Annotated in this window: 29 protein-coding genes; 12 read left to right on the top strand and 17 right to left on the bottom strand. The window is 62.8% G+C overall.

Going from position 1 to position 25,410, the window contains the following annotated elements:
- Positions 1-175 precede the first annotated feature (175 nt).
- From J2X24_RS01285 to J2X24_RS01270, 4 genes are all read left to right on the top strand, one after another.
- Positions 176-769: a 5-formyltetrahydrofolate cyclo-ligase gene (locus tag J2X24_RS01285; protein WP_209715441.1), complete on the top strand. Its 594-nt coding sequence runs from the start codon at positions 176-178 to the stop codon at positions 767-769.
- A gap of 26 nt (positions 770-795) precedes the next feature.
- Positions 796-1,635 carry a TIGR00282 family metallophosphoesterase gene (locus J2X24_RS01280; protein WP_209715438.1) on the top strand — a complete coding sequence of 280 codons (840 nt, stop codon included), beginning with the start codon at positions 796-798 and terminating at the stop codon, positions 1,633-1,635.
- Between the two features lie 171 nt (positions 1,636-1,806).
- Complete coding sequence (locus J2X24_RS01275) at positions 1,807-2,565, top strand: YebC/PmpR family DNA-binding transcriptional regulator (RefSeq protein ID WP_209715435.1); 759 nt, start codon at positions 1,807-1,809, stop codon at positions 2,563-2,565.
- A gap of 151 nt (positions 2,566-2,716) precedes the next feature.
- Complete coding sequence (locus J2X24_RS01270; RefSeq protein ID WP_209715433.1) at positions 2,717-3,115, top strand: hypothetical protein; 399 nt, start codon at positions 2,717-2,719, stop codon at positions 3,113-3,115.
- 183 nt (positions 3,116-3,298) lie between these two features.
- Here the strand turns inward: J2X24_RS01270 and J2X24_RS01265 are convergent, their stop codons facing one another.
- On the bottom strand, positions 3,299-4,702 hold the full coding sequence (locus J2X24_RS01265; protein ID WP_209715430.1) for a right-handed parallel beta-helix repeat-containing protein: 1,404 nt from the start codon (positions 4,700-4,702) through the stop codon (positions 3,299-3,301).
- Between the two features lie 87 nt (positions 4,703-4,789).
- Entirely contained in the window at positions 4,790-6,262 is a 1,473-nt protein-coding gene (locus J2X24_RS01260) for a tetratricopeptide repeat protein (protein WP_245344352.1), read from the bottom strand.
- A gap of 332 nt (positions 6,263-6,594) precedes the next feature.
- On the opposite strand from J2X24_RS01260, the gene J2X24_RS01255 reads away from it, so the two are divergent.
- Positions 6,595-7,107: a GAF domain-containing protein gene (locus J2X24_RS01255; RefSeq protein WP_209715427.1), complete on the top strand. Its 513-nt coding sequence runs from the start codon at positions 6,595-6,597 to the stop codon at positions 7,105-7,107.
- A gap of 94 nt (positions 7,108-7,201) precedes the next feature.
- On the top strand, positions 7,202-8,869 hold the full coding sequence (gene ettA, locus J2X24_RS01250; protein WP_209715424.1) for an energy-dependent translational throttle protein EttA: 1,668 nt from the start codon (positions 7,202-7,204) through the stop codon (positions 8,867-8,869).
- Positions 8,870-8,921: 52 nt separating this feature from the next.
- Here the strand turns inward: ettA and J2X24_RS01245 are convergent, their stop codons facing one another.
- The 9 genes from J2X24_RS01245 to J2X24_RS01205 form a co-directional block, all read right to left on the bottom strand.
- A complete protein-coding gene (locus tag J2X24_RS01245) occupies positions 8,922-9,152 on the bottom strand; it encodes a DUF2061 domain-containing protein (RefSeq protein ID WP_209715421.1) in 231 nt (76 codons plus the stop codon).
- Positions 9,153-9,234: 82 nt separating this feature from the next.
- Positions 9,235-10,287 carry an alpha/beta hydrolase-fold protein gene (locus J2X24_RS01240; protein WP_209715418.1) on the bottom strand — a complete coding sequence of 351 codons (1,053 nt, stop codon included), beginning with the start codon at positions 10,285-10,287 and terminating at the stop codon, positions 9,235-9,237.
- Between the two features lie 13 nt (positions 10,288-10,300).
- Complete coding sequence (locus J2X24_RS01235; protein WP_209715416.1) at positions 10,301-11,209, bottom strand: DUF4440 domain-containing protein; 909 nt, start codon at positions 11,207-11,209, stop codon at positions 10,301-10,303.
- A 94-nt stretch (positions 11,210-11,303) separates the two neighbouring features.
- Entirely contained in the window at positions 11,304-12,017 is a 714-nt protein-coding gene (locus tag J2X24_RS01230; protein ID WP_209715413.1) for a LytR/AlgR family response regulator transcription factor, read from the bottom strand.
- Complete coding sequence (locus J2X24_RS01225; RefSeq protein WP_209715410.1) at positions 12,014-13,117, bottom strand: sensor histidine kinase; 1,104 nt, start codon at positions 13,115-13,117, stop codon at positions 12,014-12,016. The genes J2X24_RS01230 and J2X24_RS01225 overlap by 4 nt, the downstream gene beginning before the upstream one ends.
- Before the next feature lie 74 nt (positions 13,118-13,191).
- The gene (locus J2X24_RS01220; protein ID WP_209715406.1) at positions 13,192-13,971 is read right to left on the bottom strand and encodes a GIN domain-containing protein; all 780 of its coding nucleotides are present in this window, start codon (positions 13,969-13,971) and stop codon (positions 13,192-13,194) included.
- 13 nt (positions 13,972-13,984) lie between these two features.
- Positions 13,985-14,551, bottom strand: coding sequence for a DUF1700 domain-containing protein (locus tag J2X24_RS01215; RefSeq protein ID WP_209715403.1), 567 nt, complete (start codon positions 14,549-14,551; stop codon positions 13,985-13,987).
- 5 nt (positions 14,552-14,556) lie between these two features.
- Positions 14,557-14,916 carry a PadR family transcriptional regulator gene (locus J2X24_RS01210; RefSeq protein ID WP_209715400.1) on the bottom strand — a complete coding sequence of 120 codons (360 nt, stop codon included), beginning with the start codon at positions 14,914-14,916 and terminating at the stop codon, positions 14,557-14,559.
- 193 nt (positions 14,917-15,109) lie between these two features.
- Complete coding sequence (locus tag J2X24_RS01205; RefSeq protein ID WP_209715397.1) at positions 15,110-16,420, bottom strand: S41 family peptidase; 1,311 nt, start codon at positions 16,418-16,420, stop codon at positions 15,110-15,112.
- Positions 16,421-16,546: 126 nt separating this feature from the next.
- Here J2X24_RS01205 and J2X24_RS01200 point away from each other — a divergent pair, with 126 nt between their 5' ends.
- A complete protein-coding gene (locus J2X24_RS01200) occupies positions 16,547-17,011 on the top strand; it encodes an Lrp/AsnC family transcriptional regulator (RefSeq protein WP_209715394.1) in 465 nt (154 codons plus the stop codon).
- Here the strand turns inward: J2X24_RS01200 and J2X24_RS01195 are convergent.
- Together J2X24_RS01195 and J2X24_RS01190 are read right to left on the bottom strand one after the other, a co-directional pair.
- Positions 16,999-17,349 (bottom strand): DMT family protein, encoded by a 351-nt coding sequence (locus J2X24_RS01195; protein WP_209715390.1) that lies wholly within the window; start codon positions 17,347-17,349, stop codon positions 16,999-17,001. The genes J2X24_RS01200 and J2X24_RS01195 overlap by 13 nt on opposite strands.
- Before the next feature lie 79 nt (positions 17,350-17,428).
- A complete protein-coding gene (locus J2X24_RS01190) occupies positions 17,429-19,186 on the bottom strand; it encodes a hypothetical protein (protein ID WP_209715389.1) in 1,758 nt (585 codons plus the stop codon).
- Positions 19,187-19,361: 175 nt separating this feature from the next.
- Here J2X24_RS01190 and ruvC point away from each other — a divergent pair, with 175 nt between their 5' ends.
- The 3 genes from ruvC to ruvB are packed head-to-tail and all read left to right on the top strand — an operon-like array spanning position 19,362 to position 21,598.
- The gene (ruvC, locus tag J2X24_RS01185) at positions 19,362-19,955 is read left to right on the top strand and encodes a crossover junction endodeoxyribonuclease RuvC (protein ID WP_209715386.1); all 594 of its coding nucleotides are present in this window, start codon (positions 19,362-19,364) and stop codon (positions 19,953-19,955) included.
- Positions 19,952-20,557 carry a Holliday junction branch migration protein RuvA gene (ruvA, locus tag J2X24_RS01180; RefSeq protein ID WP_209715383.1) on the top strand — a complete coding sequence of 202 codons (606 nt, stop codon included), beginning with the start codon at positions 19,952-19,954 and terminating at the stop codon, positions 20,555-20,557. The genes ruvC and ruvA overlap by 4 nt, the downstream gene beginning before the upstream one ends.
- A 42-nt stretch (positions 20,558-20,599) precedes the next feature.
- A complete protein-coding gene (ruvB, locus tag J2X24_RS01175) occupies positions 20,600-21,598 on the top strand; it encodes a Holliday junction branch migration DNA helicase RuvB (RefSeq protein WP_404977809.1) in 999 nt (332 codons plus the stop codon).
- Here the strand turns inward: ruvB and J2X24_RS01170 are convergent.
- The 4 genes from J2X24_RS01170 to J2X24_RS01155 are packed head-to-tail and all read right to left on the bottom strand — an operon-like array spanning position 21,595 to position 23,953.
- Positions 21,595-22,056, bottom strand: coding sequence for a DoxX family protein (locus J2X24_RS01170; protein ID WP_209715378.1), 462 nt, complete (start codon positions 22,054-22,056; stop codon positions 21,595-21,597). The genes ruvB and J2X24_RS01170 overlap by 4 nt on opposite strands.
- 30 nt (positions 22,057-22,086) lie before the next feature.
- On the bottom strand, positions 22,087-22,794 hold the full coding sequence (locus J2X24_RS01165) for an HvfC/BufC N-terminal domain-containing protein (RefSeq protein WP_209715375.1): 708 nt from the start codon (positions 22,792-22,794) through the stop codon (positions 22,087-22,089).
- The gene (gene bufB, locus J2X24_RS01160) at positions 22,787-23,668 is read right to left on the bottom strand and encodes an MNIO family bufferin maturase (protein WP_209715372.1); all 882 of its coding nucleotides are present in this window, start codon (positions 23,666-23,668) and stop codon (positions 22,787-22,789) included. Before bufB ends, J2X24_RS01165 begins: the two co-directional genes overlap by 8 nt.
- A 24-nt stretch (positions 23,669-23,692) precedes the next feature.
- Positions 23,693-23,953 carry a BufA1 family periplasmic bufferin-type metallophore gene (locus tag J2X24_RS01155; protein ID WP_209715370.1) on the bottom strand — a complete coding sequence of 87 codons (261 nt, stop codon included), beginning with the start codon at positions 23,951-23,953 and terminating at the stop codon, positions 23,693-23,695.
- Positions 23,954-24,116: 163 nt separating this feature from the next.
- Here J2X24_RS01155 and J2X24_RS01150 point away from each other — a divergent pair, with 163 nt between their 5' ends.
- Positions 24,117-24,671: a sigma-70 family RNA polymerase sigma factor gene (locus tag J2X24_RS01150; protein ID WP_245344351.1), complete on the top strand. Its 555-nt coding sequence runs from the start codon at positions 24,117-24,119 to the stop codon at positions 24,669-24,671.
- Positions 24,664-25,314, top strand: coding sequence for an NrsF family protein (locus J2X24_RS01145; protein ID WP_209715367.1), 651 nt, complete (start codon positions 24,664-24,666; stop codon positions 25,312-25,314). Before J2X24_RS01150 ends, J2X24_RS01145 begins: the two co-directional genes overlap by 8 nt.
- Positions 25,315-25,410: the final 96 nt, after the last annotated feature.

Here is a 25,410-nt window from a genome sequence, read left to right as displayed (position 1 = left end):
ATGGTTCCCACCTGACTAGTCAGGTCTGAGTGGATTTAAACGCATCGCAACGGTTCTTTGTGGCGCCGCCACCCTTTCTCTCAAAGCATCGGCTTTAAGACCGGGACTCTCATTCGCTTCACCCTTCGCGCGTCAGATGACTTGCGCAAATTGCTTTGCCAAGTAAAAAGCACCGATGCACGATCCTAAACCTCTCCTGCGTAACGAGATGAAGCGGCGCCGCGCCGCCATGGCCTCCGCTCAGCCGCTCGCCGGCGACATGCTGGCCGAAACGGTGTCCGCTGCTTTCAATGCCGGCGAATGGCCCGATGTGCGCGCCGTCGTCGCCGGCTATTATCCGATCCAGTCGGAGATCAATCCCTTTCCGCTGATGCAGGCTTTTCAGTCGCGCGGCCACGTCATGTGCCTTCCGGCCCTGGTGCCCAGTGAAGAAGGTTTCCGCATGGTCTTCCGCCGGTTTGCCATCGGCGACAGCCTGATTCTTGGCCCCTTCGATATCCGCCAGCCGGTCGACAGCGCCGAGGAGATCGATCCGGACATCGTGCTCCTGCCCATGCTGGCCTTCGATCGGACGGGCCGGCGACTTGGTTATGGTGGTGGCTATTACGACCGTGCGCTGGAATCCTTAAGGATGCGCAAGGCCATCAGCGCCGTCGGAATCGCTTTTTCAGGGCAGGAACTTGCCGAAATACCGTTTGAAGTGCATGATCAGCCGATCGATGTTATGTTTACCGAACTGGGTCTGGTTGGGGCAGAACCATCTGCATAGGGCGCCAGCCCAGGATTTGAAGATTTATGCGAATTGCCTTTTTTGGTGACGTTGTGGGCCGCGCGGGACGCGAAGCCCTGACGGAACATCTTCCTGGCCTGCGCCGCCAGCTCGATCTCGAATTCGTCATCGTCAACGCGGAAAATGCGTCGGGCGGCTTTGGCATTTCCGAAAACTCGGCGCGTGAGCTGTTCGATGCGGGCGCGGATTGCCTGACGCTGGGCAACCATTCATGGGACCAGAAGGAAGCGCTGACCTATATCGTGCGCGAACCGCGCCTGATCCGGCCGGTCAACTACCCGCCTTTGGCCGACGCGCCGGGACGAGGATCGAACCTGTTCGAGACGCGCTCGGGCAAGCGCATCCTGGTCATGAATGTGCTCGGCCTGGTCCACATGGCGTCGATGGACGATCCGTTCGCGGCGGTCGATCGCGAGCTCGAAGCCTGCCCGCTGGGACTTGCAGCCGACGCGGTGGTCGTAGACATGCACTGCGAAGCGACCTCGGAAAAGATGGCCATGGGCCATTTCTGCGATGGCCGGGCGACGCTGGTCATCGGCACCCACACCCACGTGCCGACGGCGGATGCGCAAGTTCTGCCCAATGGCACGGCCTACCAGACCGACGCCGGCGCCTGCGCCGACTATGACAGCGTCATCGGCATGGACAAGGAAGAGCCGCTGCGCCGCTTTACGACACGGATTTCGCGCGAGCGCTATCGTCCGGCTTCGGGGCCCGCGACGATCTGCGGCGTCTATGTCGAAAGCGATGACAAGACGGGCCTGGCGCTGCGCATCGAACCCATCCGCGTCGGCGGGAGGTTGAAAGAAGTCATTCCCCAGGTGGCTGCGCTGACTGCGGTTTGAGTCGTGACAAACTCTGGCTGACAAGCTAGAAACCGCGATCCATTCGCGATGCGCGATGCATCGCATTCACCAAAAAGCGAAAAATTCTCGAAGGGCTGCCCTGAGAGACTTTTTCTCGATACCGAGGGACACAAGCGGCTCAGCGTAGCTGAGACATCTTGTGAGACGATTATGGCTGGCCATAGTAAATTCAAGAACATCATGCATAAGAAGGGCCGCGCCGACGCTGCCCGCTCCAAGCTGTTCTCCAAGCTGTCGCGCGACATCACCATCGCCGCCAAGATGGGCATGCCCGATCCCAACATGAACTCGCGCCTGCGCCTGGCCGTCGCCATGGCCAAGGCCGAATCCATGCCGAAAGACAATATCGAACGCGCCATCAAGAAGGGCGCGTCCGGCGAAGCCGACAACATGGAAGACATCCGCTACGAAGGCCGCGCCCCGGGCGGCGTCGGCCTGATCGTCGAAGTCCTGACCGACAACCGTAACCGCTCCGCCGGCAATGTCCGCAGCCTGTTCACCAAATATGGCGGCCAGCTGTCGGACACCGGCTCGGTCAGCTTCATGTTCGACCGCCTCGGCGAGATCAAGTATCCGCTGAAGGCCGGCAGTGCCGACAAGGTGTTCGAGGCGGCCATCGAGGCCGGCGCCGCCGACGTCGAGACCGACACCGACGAGGAAGACGGCGGCCACACCATCTATACCGGCTTCGAAGACCTCAACGAGGTTGCCGAAAACCTGACCAAGCTGTTGGGCGACCCCAAGTCGACCGGCTTTGTCTGGAAGCCGCAGTCGACCAATCCGGTCAGCGGCGACCAGGCGCGCACCCTGATGAAGCTGATCGACGCGCTCAACGACGACGACGATGTGCAGAACGTCTACGGCAATTTCGAAATCAGCGACGAGGAACTCGAGGCGCTCGGCCTGTAAGACGGTGAGGAGGCGGCGAAACGTGGCCATAAGGGCACGCAAGCCGCGTGATTTTAACCCTTTGCCGCTTTCAAGGCTTTGATTGCGGTCGAAAATGTGCCATTGTCGCGTATTAACTAAGTTTTCACGAACCAGCTGTGCGGGGGATTGCATGAACGCGTCGAAACTTATCGTGGCTGGGCTGGGCCTGGGTATGATTGTGAGCCTTGCCGGCTGTAACACCTATCAAACCCGCCGGGTTGAGTACCGCGAAACCCGCACCGCGTCGGAACGTGCCGCTGCCTGCGTCGCCGCCTTCGAAGGCGAGAACCCCAAGGCGCCGCAGGTCATGACCTATGACAGCGGCACGGGCACGGAAACGCACCTGAACACCGAGGGCCGCAAGGTCACCGTGACCGCCCAGAACGCTGACGACAAGACTTCGGCCGGCATGGGTGTGACGCTGGGTGAGCGCCGGCCTGAAGCCTGCACCAGCAACGATCCGATTCCGCGCGATACGGACCGCCGCGGCGATCGCAACTATCGCAATTCTTACACCGGCTACAACTAAGTTCCGGGCAATTAAATCGAAAGCCCCGCTTCGGCGGGGCTTTTTTTGTGCGTGTAGCAGCCGTATGAGGGCTGGCAATTCCGATACCACCGGCGTCGGTGCGAAGCGTTTTCCCTTGCAACAAGGGCATATAAAGAAACGCCCGGCTTTGAGGCCGGGCGTTTCTTGTGACGAGATTTGTGCTTAGTTGCGAACCGGATCGGCGGCGCGGGCCGGGGCCGGTGTCGTCGATACCGGCGCCGATGCGATCGCATTCTCGCGCGGCCAGTACTGATCGAACATGTATTGATCGCGGGCATCGCCCGGAACGTCGAATTCGGAGCCTTCATACCAGGGGGTGCAGATGCGCTCGGACGGCGGTATATTGCCCCACTTAAGCGTCTTGCAGCCATCCAGATCAGCTTCGATGCGGTTGTCGACCGCGCGGATTTCGCCGTTGCTCGACGCCAGGATACCTGCGGTGCGGACGCGGGCGACGCGGTTGTTGCCGACAAAAGCCGTGCCTTCGACAACATCGATGCCGATCTCGCTGGCGATGACCGTGTTTTCGATGACGCGCAGGCGGTTCAGCGAGGCGACAATGCCGTGGTCGGTGTGTTCGACCAGCGAATGCGCCAGCAGGGCTTCACCGGCGCCATCGAGCAGGATGCCGCGGGCGAAATAACGCACCTTGGTGTCCATCATGCTGAGGATCGAATTGGCGCTGTCCAGCTTCAGCTCGATGCCGATCGCACCTTCGCCGCGCTGGAAGCCGCGCCAGTCGGCGAGCTGCTGGACGCTCAGGCCCTGGACCTGCGAGTCGCCGCTCAGCACGCCGTAGATGCCACCGGCCGTCGTCGCGATTTCCGAATTCTCGGCAAAGAACTCGCCATTGTTGATGGCGACCGCCACCGACCGCGTCTTGGCGATGATGTGCGAGGATTCGGTGATGTTCAGACGTCCGCCCGACAGGTGCACGGCCGCGGCATCACCCTGGTAGCGAACCTGGCTGTTCTGCAGCGTCAGCTCCGAACCGGAGGCTTCGATACAGGCCGTCTGGTCGCCGCGCGGACTGGAGATGTAGGCGTTCTTGATGATGACCTTCTCGGCCGTCGGCGCGATGCGGATGCACGACTGGCCGTCCGGCGCGACCAGGACCGGGATGTCGCGCGGGCTATAGCCGGTGCCGACGATGGTGATCGACTTCTTCAGGTCCAGGCTGGCGATACACGAGCGGTTCTTGGCCTTCAGGTACAGGACGCCGCCGGAACGGATGCGCTCCACGACGTTCTCGACATAGCCGCGCGGGGCGGTGTCGCAATTGATCGTCGCATCGTAACGGCCGCCATGGTAGCCATACAGGTAGCCGCTTTCGCGGTAGTGACGCTTGCCGCCGCAGCTGCGCAGTTGCGCATCTAGCAGCATGCCGAAGCAGGGTTTGATATAACCGCTGACGCGGGCGGCGTTGTTGCCGTCATAACGGTTCTCAGCGCCGGCGACGGCGGGGAAGGGGGCGGTGACTGCGAACGACATCACCAGACCGGCGATAGCGCCCGCCACTCCGAGCGAAGCGCCGGGGCGTACATGGGCAGCTTTGTCTTTACGCATCCACATCTGTCTCTTCCTCAGGCCGCCGCCGGTGAGCCGGTGCGGCAATGTCATCATAAGTGTCCCCGCGGCCGGTAGGGCCTGGTGTTACTGATCGGGGTTACGCGAAACCTGATTGAGCACGGCCTGCAGGCGGTTCGCCGACGGACGGAAACCCGCCAGTGCGGAGTCGAGTTGCAGGACGACCGACTCGGCTTTGTTCTGGTCGGCGACACCGGCCAGGCCCAGATCGAAATAGGTCGACATGGCGTAGCGTGCCTCGGGCGATCCCTGCTTTTCGGCCTGCTGGTACCAGTAGAAGGCGCGGGCATAGTTGACTTCGACGCCGACGCCTTCGGAATACATGACCGCCAGGACCAGCTGCGACTTGGAGTCACCGTTGACGGCCGCCAGCTGAATGGCGCGCACGCGATCGAGATAGGTCAGGCGTTCGCCGGCCGGCATGCCGATCATGCCACGCAGGCCGTCGATGGTCTGCTTCGGGATGTCGCCCGGGCCTTCGCATTCGGTATGCAGCAGGTCCAGATAGTTCAGCGCGCGGACAATGTGGACGAAGGGCAGTTCCTCCATCCGCGACACGGCATAGACGGCGGCTTCGTCCGGCTTGCTTTCATCCGAGTGCGGAACGCCGCCCTTGGGCGTTTCGGTCGGATAGATTTCGTAGGGCGCCACCCAGCGGCGGGCCTTGGCTTCGACGAAGGTCGCATAGCGCTGGCGTTCCGGCGCCGACTTTTCGAAGTCCTTCAGAAGGACGTAGGCCCCGACATCGCCGGTTTCCATCGCCTTGTAGTTATAGAGATAGGCGTCGACGTCCGAACGTTCGAACAGCGAACGCGCGTTGACGAGCGCATAGTCGGAACCCCGGCGCATGGCGCGTACGGCTTCGCGGTCCTTGGCGGGCTCGCCCATCGGGCCATACTGCTTGTCGTACAGGCGCGCCAGGGTGCGGAAGCCTTCGGCGCCCATGTTCGACTGGATGTAGATGACGCGGTCGCGAACCTTGTCGCGCTCGGACGCATCCATCATCGACAACTGCTGGTCCAGCATCTTGTAAGCGCGGGCGCGTTCATAGGCGCGGCACTTGTCGTAGCGCGACGCCATCGGACCCGACTGGGTGTCGCGGTCGGCACGGGAATAGCCTTCGGGATTGGCCAGGGCCATGACCAGCCACACCGAGGACTCCACATCGTCCTCAAGGTTCTTGTCGCCGGCGTTCAGCGCGGCGTAGCGGTTGGCGAGCTCGAGCTGGGCGAAGAAGTCATTGCCGAAGGCGAGGTGGCGGAAATAGCGGATTTCCTTTTCTTGGCCGTTGAAGCCGCCCTGCTGGTACATGTCGGGCGGACGCGGGCAGGCATAGCCGCCTTCGCCGGAAATACCGCGTTCCTTGCCGCCGCGCAGCCAGGCCAGATCGCGCGAGTCGCATCCCGAAAGCGTGAGGCTGAGGCACAGCATACCCGCCAGGGCCGCCATGGCCCTGGTGCGTCCACCCCGCTGCTTGAAGATCGGTCCCATGGCGCCTGAAGCCCCCAAAACCGACCCTGAACTGTCACGTTTCGACATCAGCAATCGCTCCGACGAAAGTCGGCAAAAATATGGTTAACGCATTCTTTGTTAAGGAATACCCGGACTGTCAAGCTATGCCCCCCTTTGGCTGCCGTTATATCGCCGAGCGTTGCCAGATTGTCGCGAAAGGTTGATTCTGCCCCCGCCGACCTCAGCCCGTATTCCCTTACTCTACCCCTAGGACCGGAGTCCATCACAGCCATCATGGGGCAAAACCAGCGACTTGGGAAGGGAAAAGTGTTAATGGCTGCGTATTCCTTCCGGCTTTCCCGCCAGACGTGTCGGCGGTCCACCGGGGGAAGTGGAAATACGCTTTTGAGGAGAAAAACATGAGCGCAGTTATCTCAACCCTGCCCGACGATGCCAGCAAAAGCGAAACCTATCAAAGTGTTATGCGCGACCTCAAGGCGGTACTCGACGGGGAAGGCAACCGCGTGGCGCGTATGGCGACGACCGTTTGCCTGCTGACCCAGGCGTTTCCGGCGTGGTTCTGGACCGGTTTTTATGTCGTGGATGAGGTTAAGAAGTCACAGGGGGAGGACGAACTGGTCGTCGGCCCTTATAATGGTACCCTGGGCTGCCTGCGTATCGCCTTCAGCCGGGGTGTGTGCGGCGCGGCGGCGCGAGAGCGAAAAACGCAGATCGTGCCGGACGTCCACGCCTTTCCGGGCCACATCGCCTGCGACAGCCGCTCCAACTCCGAAATCGTCGTGCCGGTATTCGACGCAAATGGCAGCCTGATCGCTGTTTTCGACGTCGATTCCGAAGCCCTTGGCGCCTTCGACGCAGAGGACCGCGACGGACTGGAAGCGATCATGAAAAGCGTGTTCGCAACAGACTGATTTCCGTCTTGAGATTTGGTGACCCCTCGGCTAAACCCGCGCCAACACTTAATTCCCCGACAGTTTGCATTATCTCAAAGGGTGCTCGCTCCCCATGGCGCAACAATATATCTTCCAGATGCAGGGCCTGACCAAGCATTACCCCGGCGGTAAGAAGGTCTTCGAAAACATCTGGCTCTCCTTCTATTCCGACGCCAAGATCGGCGTTGTCGGCGTCAACGGCTCCGGTAAGTCGACCCTGCTCAAGATCATGGCCGGCATAGACAAGGAATTCACCGGCGAGGCGAAAGCCGCCGACGGCACCAAGATGGGCTACCTGCAGCAGGAGCCGCATCTCGACGAAAACCTCAATGTCTGGGAAAATGTCATTTCCTGGTGCGAGGAAAAGAAGATCTTCGACCGCTATAACGAAGTCGCCACCCTGATGGGCGAAGAATATAGCGACGAGCTGATGGAGGAGATGAATGCCCTCCAGGAAAAGATCGACGCCGGTGACCTTTGGGACATCGACAGCCGGATCGAAATGGCCATGGACGCCCTGCGCTGTCCGCCCAACGATTCGGGCGTAACCAAGCTGTCGGGCGGTGAAAAGCGCCGCGTGGCCCTGGCCCGCCTGCTTTTGTCCAAGCCCGACATGCTGCTGCTCGACGAACCGACCAACCACCTCGACGCCGAGTCGGTCGCATGGCTTCAGCACCACCTGGAAGCCTTCCCGGGCTGCGTTATCCTCGTCACCCACGACCGCTACTTCCTCGACCAGGTCACCAAGTGGACCCTGGAACTCGACCGCGGCAAGGGCGTGCCGTACGAAGGCAACTACTCCGGCTGGCTGGAGCAGAAGCAGAAGCGCGTCGTGCAGGAACAGTCGGAGTCCGAAGCCCGCCAGCGCGCGCTCACCAAGGAACTGGAATGGGTGCGCTCGGGCGTCAAGGCCCGCCAATCGAAGTCCAAGGCACGTCTGGCCGCCTATGACGACATGGTGCGCGAACAGGAAAACGCCCGCGCGGCGCAAACCTTCGCGACTATTCAGATTCCGCCCGGTCCGCGCCTCGGCAACCTGGTCCTTGAGGTCAACGATCTCGAAAAGGAATATGGCGACAAGGTCCTGTTCAAGGGCCTGACCTTCCGCCTGCCGCCCAACGGCATCGTCGGCGTCATCGGTCCGAACGGCGCCGGCAAATCGACCCTGTTTAAGCTGATCACCGGCCAGGAACAGCCCGACAAGGGCACGATCCGTCTCGGCGAGACGGTCAAGCTGGCCTATGTCGACCAGTCGCGCGACGACCTGCAACCGGACCACACCGTCTGGCAGGCCATTTCCGGCGGCACCGACATCATGGTGGTCGGCAAGCGCGAAATCAATTCGCGCGCCTATGTCGGCGGCTTCAACTTCAAGGGCGGCGACCAGCAGAAGAAGGTAGGATTACTTTCCGGCGGTGAGCGCAACCGCGTTCACTTGGCCAAGACCCTGGCGGCCGGCGGCAATGTCATCCTGCTCGACGAACCGACCAACGACCTCGACATCGAAACGCTTCAGGCGCTCGAAGAGGCGCTGGAAGAATTCGCCGGCTGCGCCGTGGTCATCAGCCACGACCGCTGGTTCCTCGACCGTCTGGCAACCCACATTCTCGCTTTCGAAGGCGACAGCCATGTCGAATGGTTCGAAGGCAACTTTGAAATGTATGAAGAAGACAAAAAGCGTCGTTTGGGAACGGATAGCTTGATCCCGCATCGGATTAAATTTCAAAAGTTCAGCCGTTAAACGACGGCCTCAGGACGATGAAAGCGCCGGTCTCACGACCGGCGCTTTTTCTTTAGCTGGCGTCGGGTGCGGCGCCATGGTTGTGCCCATGCGTCAGGTCAAACTTGATCTTTTTGCGTTCCCACAGCCACTCGTGCAGTGGGAAGGCCAGGGTCTGCACCAATGGCTCCAAAAGACCGATGCCCAATGCGATCGCCCAATTGCCGGTCAAGAGATAGGCGAGCGTTGACGCGATAACGACGTGCATCGTAGCGTAGGAAAGCGTTTTGGCGACGAGACGCATGGGGCGGGCTCCTGTTCTGTTTCCAGAATACCGCCTTCATGTGCAAATGTAGAATTGATAATCATTATCAATAAGTCAAATTTTACTTATGACCAGCGAAAGCCAGGTTTTTCGCGAAGAACGGCAGCAGGTCGGTCATGACGCGGCCATCCTTGCCCCAGGTCCGTTCTCCCCACCAGGCGCGGTATTCTTCGGCCTCATAGGTCACGCCATATTCGTCCAGCATCCGGGCAAAGGCCTGGTTGGCGATGACGTGATCATAGTTGCTGTCGTTTCGACCCCAGTCGAACTTGAAGGCACGCAGGCGTTTCAGATTGCCGGCACGCTCCGGCAAGTGGTTGACCAGCAAAAAGTTTTTGATGAGGCGGCCGGTTTGTGCGGCATCGACGTCCACGACGCCATTTTCGCGTCGCGCTGGCAGGTCGACGTAAAGCGGAGGGTGCGCCGCGTTGGGCACATGCGCTTGATAGATGCTCGTGAAAATGCTGCCAAACAGATCGCCGTCAAGATCAGTGAGTGATTTCGCGGCTTGCAGACGGTCCCAATCCGGGCGTCCGTGCATGGGTTGGACACCGTTTCCAGTACCTACGGGATGCAGGGCGTAAACCGCGCCGAAGACGTCGGGATGCGTCATGCCGAAGCGGATGGCGCCGTACCCGCCCATGCGGTCGCCGGCCATGCCACGCGAATCCCTTGAGGCCAGGGTGCGGTAATGGTTGTCGATATGGGGCACCAGTTCCTTGACCATAAAGTCCTGCCAGTTACCGGTGACAGGCGAGTTGACGTACCAGGACGAGCCGAGCGGCGTGGAAAAATCCGCCGTGACGACAATGACGCTGCCAATCGTGCCGTCGGCAATAGCTGCGTCCAGCAGTGCCTTGGCGTCATATGTGGTAAAGGGCTCGGTCTCGGTTTCCTTCATGTTGTTGAGAAAATAGATGACTGGAAAGCGTTTGCCCGGCGTGTCGTAATCCGGCGGCAGATAGACGCTGACGCCGCGCATCGGTGAAATACCGATCTTGTTGCCGGCGAGGCTTGTCGCGCGGATCCGGGTGTGATCGAGCCGACTCTCGGCTTCGGCGTTTGCCGCGAAAGCAAGGCACAGAAGGGCAGCGGGTATGGATAGCCATTTCATCTCGTTTCTCCGGTCAGGCGGTGTGGTAGTGGGTGCCGATCTGGCGATGTAACTTCAGCTCGCCGTCGGGCATGCGCTTCCACAGGCGGATGCCCGCGCCGGTGACGACACCGGAAGCTTCGCGCGCGCGCCAGCGGACGCGAAAGCGTGAGTATTCAACGACATGGGCAGGAAAAGCCTCGAAGCCGTCGTTCCAGACTTCGACCGTATCGAAGGTGGCGCCGCTGCCATTTTGCACATAGCGCCGCAGGTGGGCGGCGATGGCCGCGATGCCTGATTTCGGCCTATCGGCGAATGGCATGAAGATGGCGTCTTCGGTATAGAAGCCGATCTGCGTTTCAGCGTCTTTCCGGCGCACGGCTTCGGCGTTGCGCCGGTTGAGGTCGTCCAGTTGCCGTTTGATCTCAGGGTCCGCCGACATGGCGGGCGGTTGGCCGGGAGGCAGATCGACATGGAAGGCCTGCGGGTCGGGGAGAGGCCGCAGATACCCCCAGGCATCGGCCATGATCCTTGGCGTTCCGGACGTCAGCGACCAGAGGATGAGGTATTTGCCGGCCTCGCGCGGGCCGTCCTGCCAGGCGATGTCGAATATGCCGGTTTCGATCGCCGCGCCACCGAGGTCGATGACTTCGGCGGGGGCGGCGCGGTAATCGATCACGCGTTTGCGGGCGAGCAGCGCCTGATGGTAGGCCCTGATTGTGTCGACGCCGTAAAGCGCGGGCTGATATTCCGGCAGGCTCCGGGCGTCACGAAGATACAGCGCCGTGCGTCCGGTGACATCATTGTTGCGGATCGCATCCGACAGGCGGGACCGCGCTTCCGCCAGGCCTTTGTTCCCGGCCCGGACCACGTGGGCGGACAGAAGGCTCGCGGGTATCGCCAGCAGCAATGTCCGCCGGGCAAATATGTGAGATCTGGACATGGCGCCTCCGATGCGAGTTCGGAAGCGATTTGAAATGACAGGTGAATGGCGGCAATCATCGTTCGCCGAGCGGGACGGCCCTGTCGCCGAACGGCTAGGCCAAGAGGCCGGCCAAGCCGTCACGGAAGCGGCGGCTGACCTTTAGTTCCGTGCCGCAGGTCAGACTTAAGGCCCCGTCACCATGGGCGCCGGTGCGGATTTCAACCACGCGATCGAGCCGGACAATGGCGGCGCGATGGATGCGGGTAAACTGGCTGGCCGGCAGGCGAGTCGTAAGTGCACTCAGCGAGTCGTCGATCAGATAGGACCGGCCTTTGCAGTGGACTTCCGCGTAGTCGCCGGCGGCGCCGATCCAGTCGATGTCTTCGAGGTGTATGACGCGCATCACGCCGCGCGACCGGGCGATCAGCTTGGGCGGCTGTTCCGCCATGATGTTCCGGATGCCGCCGGACTGCGAAAAACGTTGGCGCGCGCGCGCGACCACCCTGGCAAAGCGCTCATCGTCAAAGGGTTTGAGCAGATAATCCAGCGCCTGGACTTCGAAAGCCTGGACGGCATAGGCGTCGAAAGCGGTGACAAAGACGGTCGCCGGCATGGCGTCAACACCGACGGCGGCGATGACGTCGAAGCCCGACATTTCCGGCATCTGGATATCAAGAAAGACCAGGTCAGGTTTGAGCGTCGCGATCATGTCGACGGCTTCGGCGCCGTGCCCGGCTTCGCCGGCAACGACGATGTCGTCCTTCAGCAGCGAAATTACTCGCCGCCGGGCCAGCGGCTCGTCATCGACGACGAGAGCGCGGATCATCGCGGCACCTCGATGATCACCTGGAAGCCGGCGTCGGGCGCGGTGGTTATGCGCAAGGACTGGCGATCGCCGTAAAGCTGGTGAAGCCGCCGTCGCGTATTGCCGAGGCCGATGCCGTCCCGGACTTCCACTGCCCCACGCCCGTCATCTGAAACGATCAGCCGGACACCATCGGTCGTTCGCTCGGCGCTCAGGGTCAGGGTACCGCCACGCACGCGCGAGGCCAGGCCGTGGCGGACGGCGTTTTCCGCTAAGGGCTGAAGGAGCAGAGCGGGGACCTGCGTGTTGAGGGCTTCCGGGTCGATCCGGCGGACAACGGTCAGGCGGTCGCCCAGCCGCTCTTGCTCGATGGCCAGGTAAGCCTCGGTAAAATCGAGCTCTTCGGCCAAAGTGCAGATTTGTCCCCGGCCGTCAATCGACAGGCGCAGCAGGTCGCCGAGGCGCGCGATCAGGCGGTTGGCGCGCGCCGGATCTTCCGGGACCAGGGCCGAGATGGCGTTCAGCGTATTGAACAGGAAGTGCGGCTGCAACTGCGCCCGCAGGGCGGCGGTTTCGGCTTCGGCCAGTTGCGCCTCCAGCCGTACGGAAGCAACTTCGCGGTCGCGCAGGCGGGCATAGGCGCGCCCGGCGATGGTGAGACCGATGACCAGGCCATAGATCATCAGGTTGATGTGGATGCTGCCGGACAGCTTGATGGCGATCAGGTCGGCGGCGGCCGGAAAGTGCGGATTGTCGCGGTTGATAAGGCTGGCCATGGCGACGTAGATCAGCGCGTGGCCGATGGCCACCGCGATACCGGCTGGCAGGTGGACGGCGATGAAACGGCCGATGGTGCGGCTGTTGAAATCGAAGCGCACGGCCAGCCAGACGGCAAGCGGCGTCAGTAGCGCCCAGGCGAAATACCAGGGCAGGGTGGTTGTGAATGCCTGAAGCCACGGCTGCGGCGTGCCTGTGACGCGCGACGACACGTACATCTGCAGCGAGATGATGAAGGATACGACCAGCCAGATGGCGATCACCATGGCGAACCATAAGGCTTTGCGCCGGAGCGTCGGCCAATCAGGGAGGCGGGGCGGTGTCATGTCCGGAAGATCAGCCATTTGGTGTCTTCATGCAAGACGCATGAAAAAGCGCCGGACCTCGCGGCCCGGCGCTTTTCGTATTGCCGGTAAACTCAGTCCTGGTGGAGCGAGCCCGATCCGGAAATGGTCGACTCGAGACTTTCCGGCTTGGTCTTGAGCTCGACATTGCCCGAACCCGACAGGTCGACCTTGACCTTTCCGGAGGCGTGGATGTCGGTCCCGCCCGAGCCGCTCAGGCGCACCGTGGCGTCCTTGGCGCGCAGGTCCTCCAGATCGGCCTCGCCGCTACCGGAAATATTGATGTTGGCGACCTGGGTCACGCCCGAGCCGTGGAAGGAGCCACTGCTGTGAACTTCGACATCGATCTTCGGCTGGTCGTAGTTATGGATGTCAAGGACGCCGGATCCGAGCACCTGAAAGCGCGTCACCGAAGGCGCCGTCACGACAATGCGCAGGCCCTCCTTGTTGGATTGCGCGTCGATGCCGTCCTTTCCGATCGTGAAGTTGACCGAATCCGGAATGCTGGGCGCATCAAGCATCCACAGCTTGCCATTATCGAAGCGGATCGCGTCGACCAGCACCTGAGGGCCCGTAATGCGGATCGACGCGTCGGCGCCCTGGACGTATTCGACATCGGCGTCCAGGTCTGACGACAGGAAGTCGCTGCCCGTCCAGGCGATGGTACGCGTCACCTGGGGCGTCGGCTTGGCGGCGTCGCCCTTGCGGAAGCGAATATGGTCGCCGTCTTCAACAACGCTGATCGAATAGCCCTTGGTGGTGATTTCCTGGCCCGCCAGGGCGAAAGCCCCAGCAAGGCAGACAATCGATACACCCGCGGTAACGCCAGCGATGACAAACAATTTCTTGATCATATCTGCCTCCCAATCAGGCGTGCGCGTCAAGCGCGGGTTTCAGGACCTTGTAGTGCAGGCGGGCGTACCAGACGACGCCATTGACCAGCCAGATGGTCAGGGCGGCGGTGAACGCACCGACCGCGGTGGCGCCGGCCATCATGCCGATGCCCATCAGAAGCGCCACGATCCAGCCGCCCGGCAGGGGCAGGAAGGGACCGACCGCGAAGACCACGCCGCCGCCGATAAAGACGCCGATAGACGCGGCGAAGAAGCCGACCAGGGCGCCGGCGACGCTGCCGAGCAGGGGCAGGAGGATAAAGACGTCAAGCGCGCCCAGGCCAATGATGCCGGCGATGGCGCCGGCCGCCGATGAGGGTGTCTTGGCCGTCTCCCAGTTCTTCATGCCGGCTTCGGCGCGCAGTTCGCGGGCCAGGCGATCGGGGTCGCCAAGGGCTGAGGCCACTTCGGCCTCGGAGCGGCCGGCGGCGGCGGCGTCATTGAAGTGCGCCTCATAGTCGGCGGTGATGTCGGCGATGGTCGAAGGCGAAAGGCCGTTCAGGCCGCGCTTCAGACGATCCATGAATTCAGTGCGAGTCATTTCTCTCAAGCCTCCGGAGCGGGCTGGGACGCCATAAGCGGCGCAGAGGGGGTCAAAAGGGCGTCGACGGCGCGCGAAAAGCCGCGCCATTCCTCGGTCTGCGCTCTCAGCGCCTCATGGCCCTGAGGCGTGAGGCGGTAATATTTGCGCGAAGGGCCGGACGACGATTCGACCAGATAGGTTTCGACCAGTCCGTCGGACTGCATGCGCCGCATCAGCGGATAGATGGTGCCTTCCCCCATGCCGATGGCATCGGAAAGCCTGGCGGCGATCTCGTAGGCATAGTTCTCGCCGCGCGCCAGCACGGCCAGGACACAAAAGCCCAGGACCCCTTTTTTCAGTTGGATATCGATGGATTCAGCCATGATCCTTGGTTCCGGTTGGGCCGCCCTGTCCCGAATGAGTGCCTAGAACATCCGGGACGAGGCGGGCAGCACTGCGATCTGCAGCGCCATGGTCAGAGACTACGGCAAGCTACCTGTTGATGCAAGGTATATAACATTAAATGATAGTAAGCTTTGACAGGTAGCTATCAAAGCTCAATTGGATAAGGCTTTGTTATTGACTGAGTTGGTCTATCAGGCGCAGAACGGCCTGGGCGTGGCTCTTAAGAGGATCGGGATCGCCATAGATGTCCAGGCGTTGATCCGGCGTAATGCCTTGGCCTTCCGGCCAGCGTCCCTGGACGTCGCGGTAGACTTCCGCCGACAGGGTGAAGATCCAGCCATTGTCGAGCGGCTTGGGGATCTGGTCCGAAAAGGCGCCGCGCGTGGCGGTTCCGATCGTCGTGACGTTGGGCAGGGCCTTCATGGCCAGGACGAAGGTTTCTCCGGCGCTGACCGTGATGTCGCTGGTCAGGACATAGACCGGGCCGGCGTAGCGTACACGCTGAGAGGGGCGGACGTAGAAGGCCTGCGGCGTGGCGTCGGGTGTGGCGGCCGGGCGCTTGGTGTAGGCCAGGTGCGGTTCGGCGGCGAAGCGTGAGGCGATGGCACGCGCCGTGGAATCGTGACCGCCGCGATTGTTGCTGACATCGACGATCACGGCTTTCGTACCGGAAAACGCCGTCAGGGCTTCGTCCAGTATGGCATCGAGCGTCGCCAGGTCGCTGCTGCCGTCCACCGTGTAACCGCCCATGGTCATGACACTCAGATAGCCAATATCGCCGCGCCGGCCCCAGAAAATTTTCTGGTTACCGACGTGATGCCCTTTGCCTGCCAGAACGTCGTTGAGAATGCCGTCGCGATAGGCGCCGAGCCAGGTCTTGACCGCAACCTTGTCACCGAGCCGGATGATCGTCGCCGCCTGGCCGCCCTCCACAGTGTCCACGCCATTGCTGACTTCGCTGTGTGGTTCGTCGAGCGCCGTATAGACTTCCGTCAGGGCGTGCCAAAGTTGCGCATCGCTATTGAGCCGCGGATGGCGGGCGCGAATGTCCTTCATCAGTTTCGGCCAGTCGACGCCGACGCGTTCGAATGACGGATAATGCGTGCGCAGGGTCGCCGTCACGAAGGCGAAGCGCCGTTCGGGCGTCCAGGCTTCTGGCGACCGGCAGGCGGCGGGCAGGCCGGGGATAGGTTCGAAATCATAGAGGGTTTCTTCCGGGCCGGGTGTGAGGGCGACATGGCCGCCCGGGCGCGCTTGCCATTGCACGAACAGGCCATCGGGGTCGTCGCCGCCGCGTGGGTCTTTCAGGCACAGGCCATCCGCGACATGATAGAGCGTCAGCCGATCCGGCGCGATATCGAGGACGTAGCCGTAACCCTTCGCCAGCCACTGTCCGGTAAGCCGCGTGTCGTACCCTTCCGCTGTCCTGACCTCGGCCAAGGGCGCGGCGGCAAGACCAAAGGCGAGCAGGTAGCTGATCATGGATGTCTCCCGTAACGATGGGAGTCTAGCCAATTTCGCATGGCGGCGCGCGGCGAATTTCGCTGCCAAAACGGCGATATTCGCCGTATACTCGTTAATTGCCGGCGTATTTCGCAGGGAGGCTTCATGGACGCATTCGACCGCAAACTGCTCGATCTGGTGCAGCAGGATTGCAGCCTGTCGCACGGTGAGCTGGGGCGGCGCGTCTCGCTGTCCGCTTCAGCCGTGCGGCGCCGTCTGGCGGCCATGAAGGCGTCCGGGATCATCGTTGGCGAAGTGGCTTTGGTCAGCAGCCAGGGGCAGACCGGCATCACCGTTATCGTCAGCGTTACTTTTCACCAGGAGACGGTCGAGGGCTACGATGCCTTCCGCGCCCGCATGCTGGCGGATGCGCGCGTCCTGCAGTGCTACTCCGTCGCCGGGCAGTTCGACTTCATGCTGGTCGTCGCGGCCCGCGATCCGGCGGACTACGAACAGTGGGGCGAACGCGTCCTGATGGCCGATCCCGTCATCCGCCGCTTCGACAGTTTCGTGGCGTGGTCGACGACCAAGTTCACCACGCGACGGCCTGTGTTCGATCAGGGTTTGTAGAAGATAAAGGCGGCGCCGCAGGCGATGAAGGTGAAGCCGACCGCCGTCTGCCACTTCAGCGGTTCACCAAGATAGAGCCAGGAAAACAGCACGAAGACGATCAGGGTAATGACTTCCTGGATGGTCTTGAGCTGGGCGGCACTGAAGGTGCCATAGCCGATGCGGTTGGCCGGAACCTGGAAACAGTATTCGAAGAAGGCGATGCCCCAGCTGGCCAGCACCACGATCCACAGCTTCTCCATCTTGAACTTGAGGTGGCCGTACCAGGCGAACGTCATGAACAGGTTGGACATTATGAGCAGGCCGATCGTGGCGATCGACGGGGGAATAGTTGGCATCGCTTTGGTCCGGCAAGAATCACTGGCTGCCAACAGCCATATGCCGCATTACCGCCGGACGGAAGTCCAGGATGCGTTCTTAGGCCATCTGGAAGCGTTGGGCGTCACGCTGGGCATTATCCGCCATGGCGCGAAGACCGGCATGGTCCGGAAGCTGGGCCGACAGGTCGCTGAATACCGTGTGCGCCTTTTTATAGAGCGGACCGGCCCGGTCGAAAGCGCCTTGCATTTCGCGGGCCTGGGCGCCGCGCGCCAAGGCGATGCCCTGAGCGGAGCGCGCCTGGACGTCGTCGGGCTTCAGATAGGCGCGGGTTTCGTGCAGTCGGCCCAGTTCTTCGAAGGCGTCGCCAGCCGCTTCGACCTCTCCGGCCTTCATCTTCAGGTCGGCATAGGGCGTCAGCAGTTCGAGGCGCGTCGACGGATCGCCGATCACGGTCAGGGCGCGTTGCAGAACGGGAAGGAGCTTGCCCGTATCGTTCGACATCTGGTAGCGGCGGGCCAGGTATACGTGGATATTGGCGTCGGTCGGATCCAGTTCGGACACGTTCTCGTAGGCCATCAGCGCCTTGGGATCATCGCGGCCCATGTTGAGCGCGCCGATGACGCGCCAGACTTCGGCGGCCTGCGGGTTGGCGCCCGACGCTGCCAGGTCGGCGGCGTGGGTCTGAAGCGTGCTGGCCGCTGCGGAGAGGTCGCCGGAAGCGATCTGCTGGAAGGCCTGGGCACTTTGCGGCGCCTTGTCGTAATAGAGGTAGGCGGCGCGCACGCCCAGTTCATCGGCGGCAATGGCGCGCGTGCTGTCCGGCCATACCGACAGGGCCATCTGCACGGCCTGGCGAATCACGGCCTGATCATCCGCCGGCTCCATGGCGGCGGCGATGGCGTGAAAACCGCTCAGCTCGGCCGGTGGCGCGGCCTGTTCCGAAGCGGAGGCTTCCGCGACAGCTTCGACAACCGGCGGTGCGGGAGCGGCAATGGGCTCGCCCGCGGGCGCATTGAGGAAGGCCTTGGCGGACGAGACGACGGCGTTGATGTCGCTTGGCGGCACGGCGCGCGGTTCGACGGCGGCCGGCTCGGCCAGCAGCGCGGCTTCGACGGGGTCGTGCGGCGCGTCAACGGCCTCCGCGACGGTCTCGACCTTCACGTCTTCGATCTTTACGTCGGGGCGAATCGGAATGACCTGGGCCGACGTGATATGCAGGCCATGGGTTTCCGACAGGGCGGCGTTTGCATCGAAGCTTGATGCATCGGGGGCCGGCTTTTCCGCCGCCGCTTCGGGCTGGCGCGTCAGAAAGCTGTCCGAGGCATTGTCGGAAAAGATGGCGGGTTCCAGCGAGCGAATCTCGACCGTGCTGATTTCCATCGAAGGCGGTTCCGCGATCTGGGCGCCCGCGCTCGGCACGGCTTCGACGGCGGTCGCCGGGATAACGATGCCGTTGGCGGCCATGCTTTCAGCGTCGAACTTCAGGCTGGCGCGGGTATTGACGGGCTCGGCGGGAACGCTGACGGCGGTATCGAAGGGCGAGGGAGCGGCCAGGGAGGCCTTGCTAGTGCGCGGACGCGAGGCCGAGGCGGCCACGCCGCTGATCAGGCGCGCGATCATGCCGGCCAGGCCGACAATCAGGACGATGACGCTAACGCCGAAGACGATCGGCCAGGTCGGCTCGGTGCGCAGCCAGTCGAACCAGTCGGCGACAAAGGGGCTGGTCAGCGGCGCATTGCCGATGAAAAGCGCACCGCCGCTCGCGGCCAGCGCCACGATGGTCAGGATGACGAAGCCCGTAATCTTCGGACCTTCGGCGACGTCTTGCGAATCCGTAGTCGAAATGCTGCTCATTCAAGCCCCCGATACGCTCTGTTCATTAAACCTTAACCCCGACTTTGGCTTTCTGGCAATCGCAACTTGGACATCCTGTCCCAGAATTGCGAAATAAGCATACATTTGCGTCCGTTCTGCAACTTTCTCGCCAAAGCCTTGCGTCGTGGAGCGGATGCCGTTAGAAGTCGAACATATGATGAACAGAGTGCGGATTCTGGGACTGGACCCCGGATTGCGGCGGTTGGGCTGGGGCCTGATCGATGTTGACGGGGCGCGTCTGTCGTGGGTGGCGCACGGCGTTATTGAACCCGACCAGGACCAGGACCTGGCCGTGCGTCTGCTCAACCTGTTCGACGGCCTGTCCGAGGTCATCGAACAGTGGCGGCCGGATGAGGCGGCGATTGAGGAGACCTTCGTCAATATGAATCCATCCTCGACGCTCAAGCTGGGTCATGCGCGGGCGGCGGCCATGCTGGCGCCGGCGCGCGCCGGGCTGCCGGTGGCCGAATATGCGGCGCTCGATATCAAGAAGTCGGTGGTGGGCGCCGGCCGCGCCGACAAGGACCAGATATTGTTCATGATCAAGCGCTTGCTGCCGCTGGCCGGCCAAGCCGAGGGCGGGCTGAAGGCCGACGCCGCCGATGCCCTTGCTTGCGCCATTACCCATGCGCATAAGCGGAAGATGCGCGGCCTAAAGGCAACCCTGTCGGGGGCGCGGCGCGCGACAAGCGCCTCTTCGCCCTCAAGTAGCGAAGCGATAGGACAAGCAAGGAAAGGTGTTGCGTGATTGGTCGGTTGCGGGGAACCCTGCTCGAATTAAGCGAAGAAGAGGTGCTGCTGGAGTGCGGCGGTGTCGGCTATCTCGTGCGCTGCGGCGTGCGTACCCTGTCGGCCGTGCCCGAACTCGGTAGCGAAGTGATCCTGCACATCGACAGCCAGACGCGCGAGGACGGCACGCGGCTTTATGGCTTCCTGTCAAAGGACGACCGCAAGGCGTTCCAGGCGCTGCAAGGCGTGCAGGGCGTGGGGCCGAAAGCGGCGCTTTCGGTGCTGGATGTGCTGACGCCGGGCCAACTGGCGCAAGCCGTGGCGCACGAGGACAAGACGGCGGTCGGCCGCGCCAATGGCGTGGGCCCCAAGCTGGCCCAGCGCATCGTCATCGAGCTGAAGGGCAAGATACTGCAGACGGCCGAGTTTGAGCCCATTCCTTATCATGCGCCTACGCCCGCAAAGCCGTCGGTCAGTGGAGAGAGCGTCGCGGCGCTCGTCGGCCTCGGCATTCCCGAAAACCAGTCGCGCCAGGCGGTCGATGCTGCCCTCAAGCAACTGGGCGAAGAAGCCGAGCTGGCGGCGGTCATCCGCGCGTCGCTCAAGGCCATGGGCAGGTAAGTCATGGCGCGTCTCGTTTCCGGCGATGCGAACGCCGACGACATGGAAGAACGCGTCCAGGACCGGGCGCTGCGGCCGCAGAGCTTCGACGATTTCGTCGGCCAGGCGCCGCTGAAGGCCAATCTGAAGGTCTTCGTGGCCGCCGCCGCCGGCCGTCGTGAGGCGCTGGACCACGTGCTGTTCTACGGACCGCCAGGGCTCGGCAAGACGACCCTGGCGCAGATCGTGGCGCGCGAACTGGGGGTCGGTTTTCGCGCCACGTCGGGGCCGATGCTGGCCAAGGCCGGGGATCTTGCGGCCATCCTGTCGAACCTGGAGCCCAACGACGTCCTGTTTATTGACGAAATCCACCGGCTCAACCCGGCGGTCGAGGAAATCCTCTATCCGGCCATGGAAGACTATGTGCTGGATCTGATCATCGGCGAAGGCCCGGCGGCGCGCACCGTGCGCATCGACTTGGCGCCGTTTACGCTGGTGGGCGCGACGACGCGGGCGGGACTGTTGTCGACGCCGTTGCGAGACCGTTTCGGCATCCCGCTGCGACTGGAATTCTATACGCCGGAAGAGCTGGTCAGGGTGGTCTTGGGCACGGCGCGCAAGATGGGCGCCAGCCTGTCCGAGGACGGCGCCCTGGAGATCGCCTCGCGGTCGCGGGGGACGCCGCGCATCGCCGGCCGTTTGTTGCGCCGCGTGCGTGACTTCGCGGCGGCCGACGGCGCGGAGACCATCGACAAGAAGGCGGCGTCGAAGGCCTTGGCGCGGCTCGAGGTCGATACATCGGGCCTCGATCACTCCGACCGGCGCTACCTGCGCGCCCTGATCGAAAACTATGGGGGCGGGCCGGTGGGGCTTGAAACTATCGCGGCGGCGATCGCCGAAGCACGCGACGCCGTCGAGGACATGATCGAGCCCTACCTGCTTCAGCAGGGCTTTATCCAGCGTACCCAGCGCGGGCGGACGGCGTGCGCGCGCGCTTATTTGCATCTGGGCCTGGCGCCGCCGGCGCAACCGCCGGCCACGCCGGACCTCTTCGAGGGTTAAGCCTTGCGCGCGATCCAGTAGTCGGCGCCGAAGCGGCCCGAGCCCGTAGCGACCAGCACCGCCGACAGCAGCAGGATATAGACGTTTTCCGGCGCGTCGGGATAGACGAAGACCGCGATGACCGTCGTCATGACGAACAGTCCCGCCGCGGCGAAGCGGGTCAGCAGGCCCAGGACCAGCAGGACCGGCAGGGACAGTTCCGCGGCCGTGGCCATCAGGGCGGCGATTTCCGGCGGCAGGACGGGAACCTTATATTCGTCGCTGAAGAGCGCGATCGTCGTCGTCCAGCTGGCGAGCTTGGTCAGGCCGGAGAAGAAGAAAAATTTGGCCAGCCACAGCCGCGCGGCCAGGAGTGCCGCGCCGGGCAGCCAGTCGGCCGATGACAGGCGCTGCTCCAGATCGGCGTAGATGCGGATAAGGCCGGACAGGGGAGAAGCAGGCACAGTTCGGGTGTTCATGGGCGTGTCCATGGTGATTTCCTTTGATTTTCAGGTGGATGTCAGAAGGCTGTTTTGAGAAAGCCTGGCCAGCAGGGTTTGCAGCAAGATGAGGTCGGCGGCGTCGGGATCGAGCGCGTCGAGGGCAGCGAACAGCGAGCCATGGGTGTTAATGAGCTTGAGAAAGTGCGCCTCCAGCGGGGCCAGACAGAGCGAGACGACCTCATCATCCGCGGTCCTGCCGATCAGAAGGTCGCAGGCGACCATGGCTGGGGTTTCGCACGCGCCGCCAGCCAGCAGGGCGGCGTGGAGCGGCTTGATGTCGTGATCGAGGCGCAGGATGCTGACCGAAGGATGGAGCGTGCAGCTGGCATCGGGCGCCAACAGGGCCTCAAGCGCACACGGCTCGGCGTCGCGGCCGTGGTGGGCGTGTTCCAATGCACTTTCGAAGGCGGCCAGATCCGCCAGCCACGGCAGGGAGGCGGCTTGCGGGTGATCGCGCAGAAAGGCCGGAAAGGCGTGACCATAGGCGTTGCGATCGCCCGAGGTCAGGGCGTGGCTCTGCACGTAGTCACGGGCAAAGGCGTTGAAAGCCTCTTCGCCGAGCGCCAGCCGGCTTAGGCGGAAGCGCTCCCCCAGCACTTCGATTAGGCCGAACAGCCAGGTGTCGTGGTGGATGCGTAATCCAGCCGGGGCGGTGGACGGCGGTCGCATGACGTTTGTCAGGAAGTTGCGCTGGAAGGTCGCGAGGTCAGGCATGGCTGGCCGCCATGAGGTTTCGTGCGACCCGGGCGCGGCGGGCGTCGGCACGGGCGGCTTCACCAAGCAGGACGTCGAGATCGGGCAGGGCCGTGTCCCACTCGATCAGGGTCGGCCTGTCGCCGAAGCGCTCAAGTGCCGTTTCATAGAGCGCCCAGACCTCCTGCCGGATGCTGTGGCCGTGGGTGTCGATAAGAAGGACCTGGCCGTCATCGCCCGGTGCCTCGTCATGGCCGGCCAGATGGAACTGCCCGATGGCTTCACCGTGCCCCAGCGCCGCCAGATAAGCGTAGGAATCGCGGCCGAGGTTATGGGCGCTGACATAGACATTATTGATGTCGATCAGAAGGCCGCAACCGGTCATGGCCGAAAGCCGCAGCAGAAATTCCGGTTCATCGTAGTCGAGACGGTCGAAAATCATGTAGTTCGACGGATTTTCAATCAGTACCTGTCGGCCAAGCACGGTCTGGAACCGGTCGATATGGCGGGCGAAGACATCCAGCGCCTCGTGCGTGAACGGTACAGGCAACAGGTCCGGCACGGCGACATGGGCATAGGCGCTCCAGCTCAGGTGCTCGGACACCAATGCCGGCTCAAAGCGTTTCACAAGGGTGCGGACCTGGGCGAGATGGTCCTCGCACAGACCATCGGCGCGGCCGAGCGACAGGCCGACACCGTGAAAGGACAGGGGATAGTCCACGCGCAGACCCTCAAGCACCTTCAGCTTCGCGCCACCGCCGAAATAGTTTTCGGTGTGGACCTCAAGAAAGCCTAAGGGCGGCGTCTGCGCGCGGACAGCTCCGATATGAGGAGCGCGCAGGCCAATGCCCGTGCGCGTGCCGATCGGCGGATTCGGGGGAAAATCGTTCAGCATCGGCACCCTCATTCGATCGGAGTCTTACTTTACGACGGTGCCGCCGGCGATCTTGGCGCAGGTGCCGGTGGGCACATAGATCCATTCGGACGGATCGCGGTCAGCCTTGGCCTGGCCGGCGCACGAATGGGCCTTGGTGGCGCAGTCGTTCATACGCGCCTTGGCGACGCCGGCGCACTTTTCAAAGCCTTCCTTGGCGGTAGCAGTGGTGGCGACGGCGGCGGCGCCGCCGACCAGGGCGGCCAGGACTGCGGTGACTTGCAGGACGCGGACTGTGTTCGACATATGGGTAATCCTCTCATTGTTCCGGGGGCACTGTGCCCGCCTGATGAGGATTACGCGGCGTGCCGGAACGCGGTTACAGAGGCGCCGCAATTTTTTTGCTCGCCAAAGCAGTGAGGCGCGTCTTACATGCATATGATGGCGGGCAGGTGTAACCTTACGACAGATGCACACGTATGAACCCGATATATGGCAGGCGCAGATGCGCGCGGCGCTTGGCGGTGACGCCGATGCCTACCGGGCGCTGCTGGGGAGCTTGCGCCCCTGGCTCGTTTCCTATTTTCGCCGGCGCCTGAAGGGCGCGGACAGTGAAGACCTAGTACAAATGACCCTGTTGAGTTTGCATGAAAAGCGCCACACCTACGATCCGGCCTCGCCCTTCCTGCCGTGGATCGCGGCGGTGGCGCGGCACAAGCTGATCGACTATGTCCGCAAGTCCGGCAAGCGTGTCCACGTCGAACTGGACGACGACATTGTCGGCGACGACAGCGGTGGCCTGCCGGCAGACCTGGCCCGGCGCGATGTAGAGGTCCTGCTGGCGCAACTGCCCGCGGATCAGGCGCGCATCATCAGCCTGCACAAGCTTCAGGAACTGAGCATAGACGAGGTGTCGGCCACGACCGGCAAGAGCCCGTCGGCGGTCAAGGTAGCCATCCATCGCGGCCTCAGGAAGCTACAGGCTCTGGTTGGCGGCAAACCGGCGGAGACCGCCGATGAGTGACGATATCCTTGATCATCTGGCCCGCGACCTGAAGCCGGCAAAGCCTCTGAGCGTCAAGGCGCTCGGCATCGGCGCGGCCGTCGCCACGGTGCTGGCCGCCGTCTATATCTTTGTCCTGTATGGCGCCCGTCCGGAACTGAAGGCGCTGCTGGGCGGCGATTTCAGCATCGATCCAATGGCGTGGTTCAAGCCGTTGTTGTTTATCGCCATAGGCGCCGGCGCCCTGTGGTCGGTCGCCGATCTCGCAAGGCCAGAAGGGCGTTTGCGCCTGCGCACCCTGGCGCCGCTTCTGATCGCGCTCGGCTTCGTGCTGGTCGCGCTGGTGGCGGACCTGTTCGCGCGCGGCTTTGGCGCCTTCCGCAATATTGGCGATCCGTCAGTGCTGTGTGTGCTGACCATAGTCTGTGGCGGAGGCGCGGGCCTGATCCTGATGTGGCGGTTATGGCTGCGCAGGGCGGCGACCTCGCATCCGGGGGTGCTGGGCGCCATGAGCGGGCTTGCGGCGGCGTCGCTGATGGCCGCGGCCTATGCCGTGCACTGCGACCGCGATACGCCGGTTTATATCCTCGGCATCTATGGTGGCGGCGTCGCGATCGTGACCGCCGTGGCCGCCGTGCTGGGCCGCAGGCTGCTGCGCTGGTGAGCCAGTTAGAGCGATATGGCGAAAAGTGCCAAGATGCGTTTTTTGGGGTTTTCGCCTTAAATATCGCGACAAAACAAAAACTTAGATCGGTATGAT

The organism is Asticcacaulis solisilvae (assembly GCF_017875235.1).
GTDB classification, from domain to species: domain Bacteria; phylum Pseudomonadota; class Alphaproteobacteria; order Caulobacterales; family Caulobacteraceae; genus Asticcacaulis; species Asticcacaulis solisilvae_A.
This window is presented reverse-complemented; position numbering and strand designations above follow the sequence as displayed.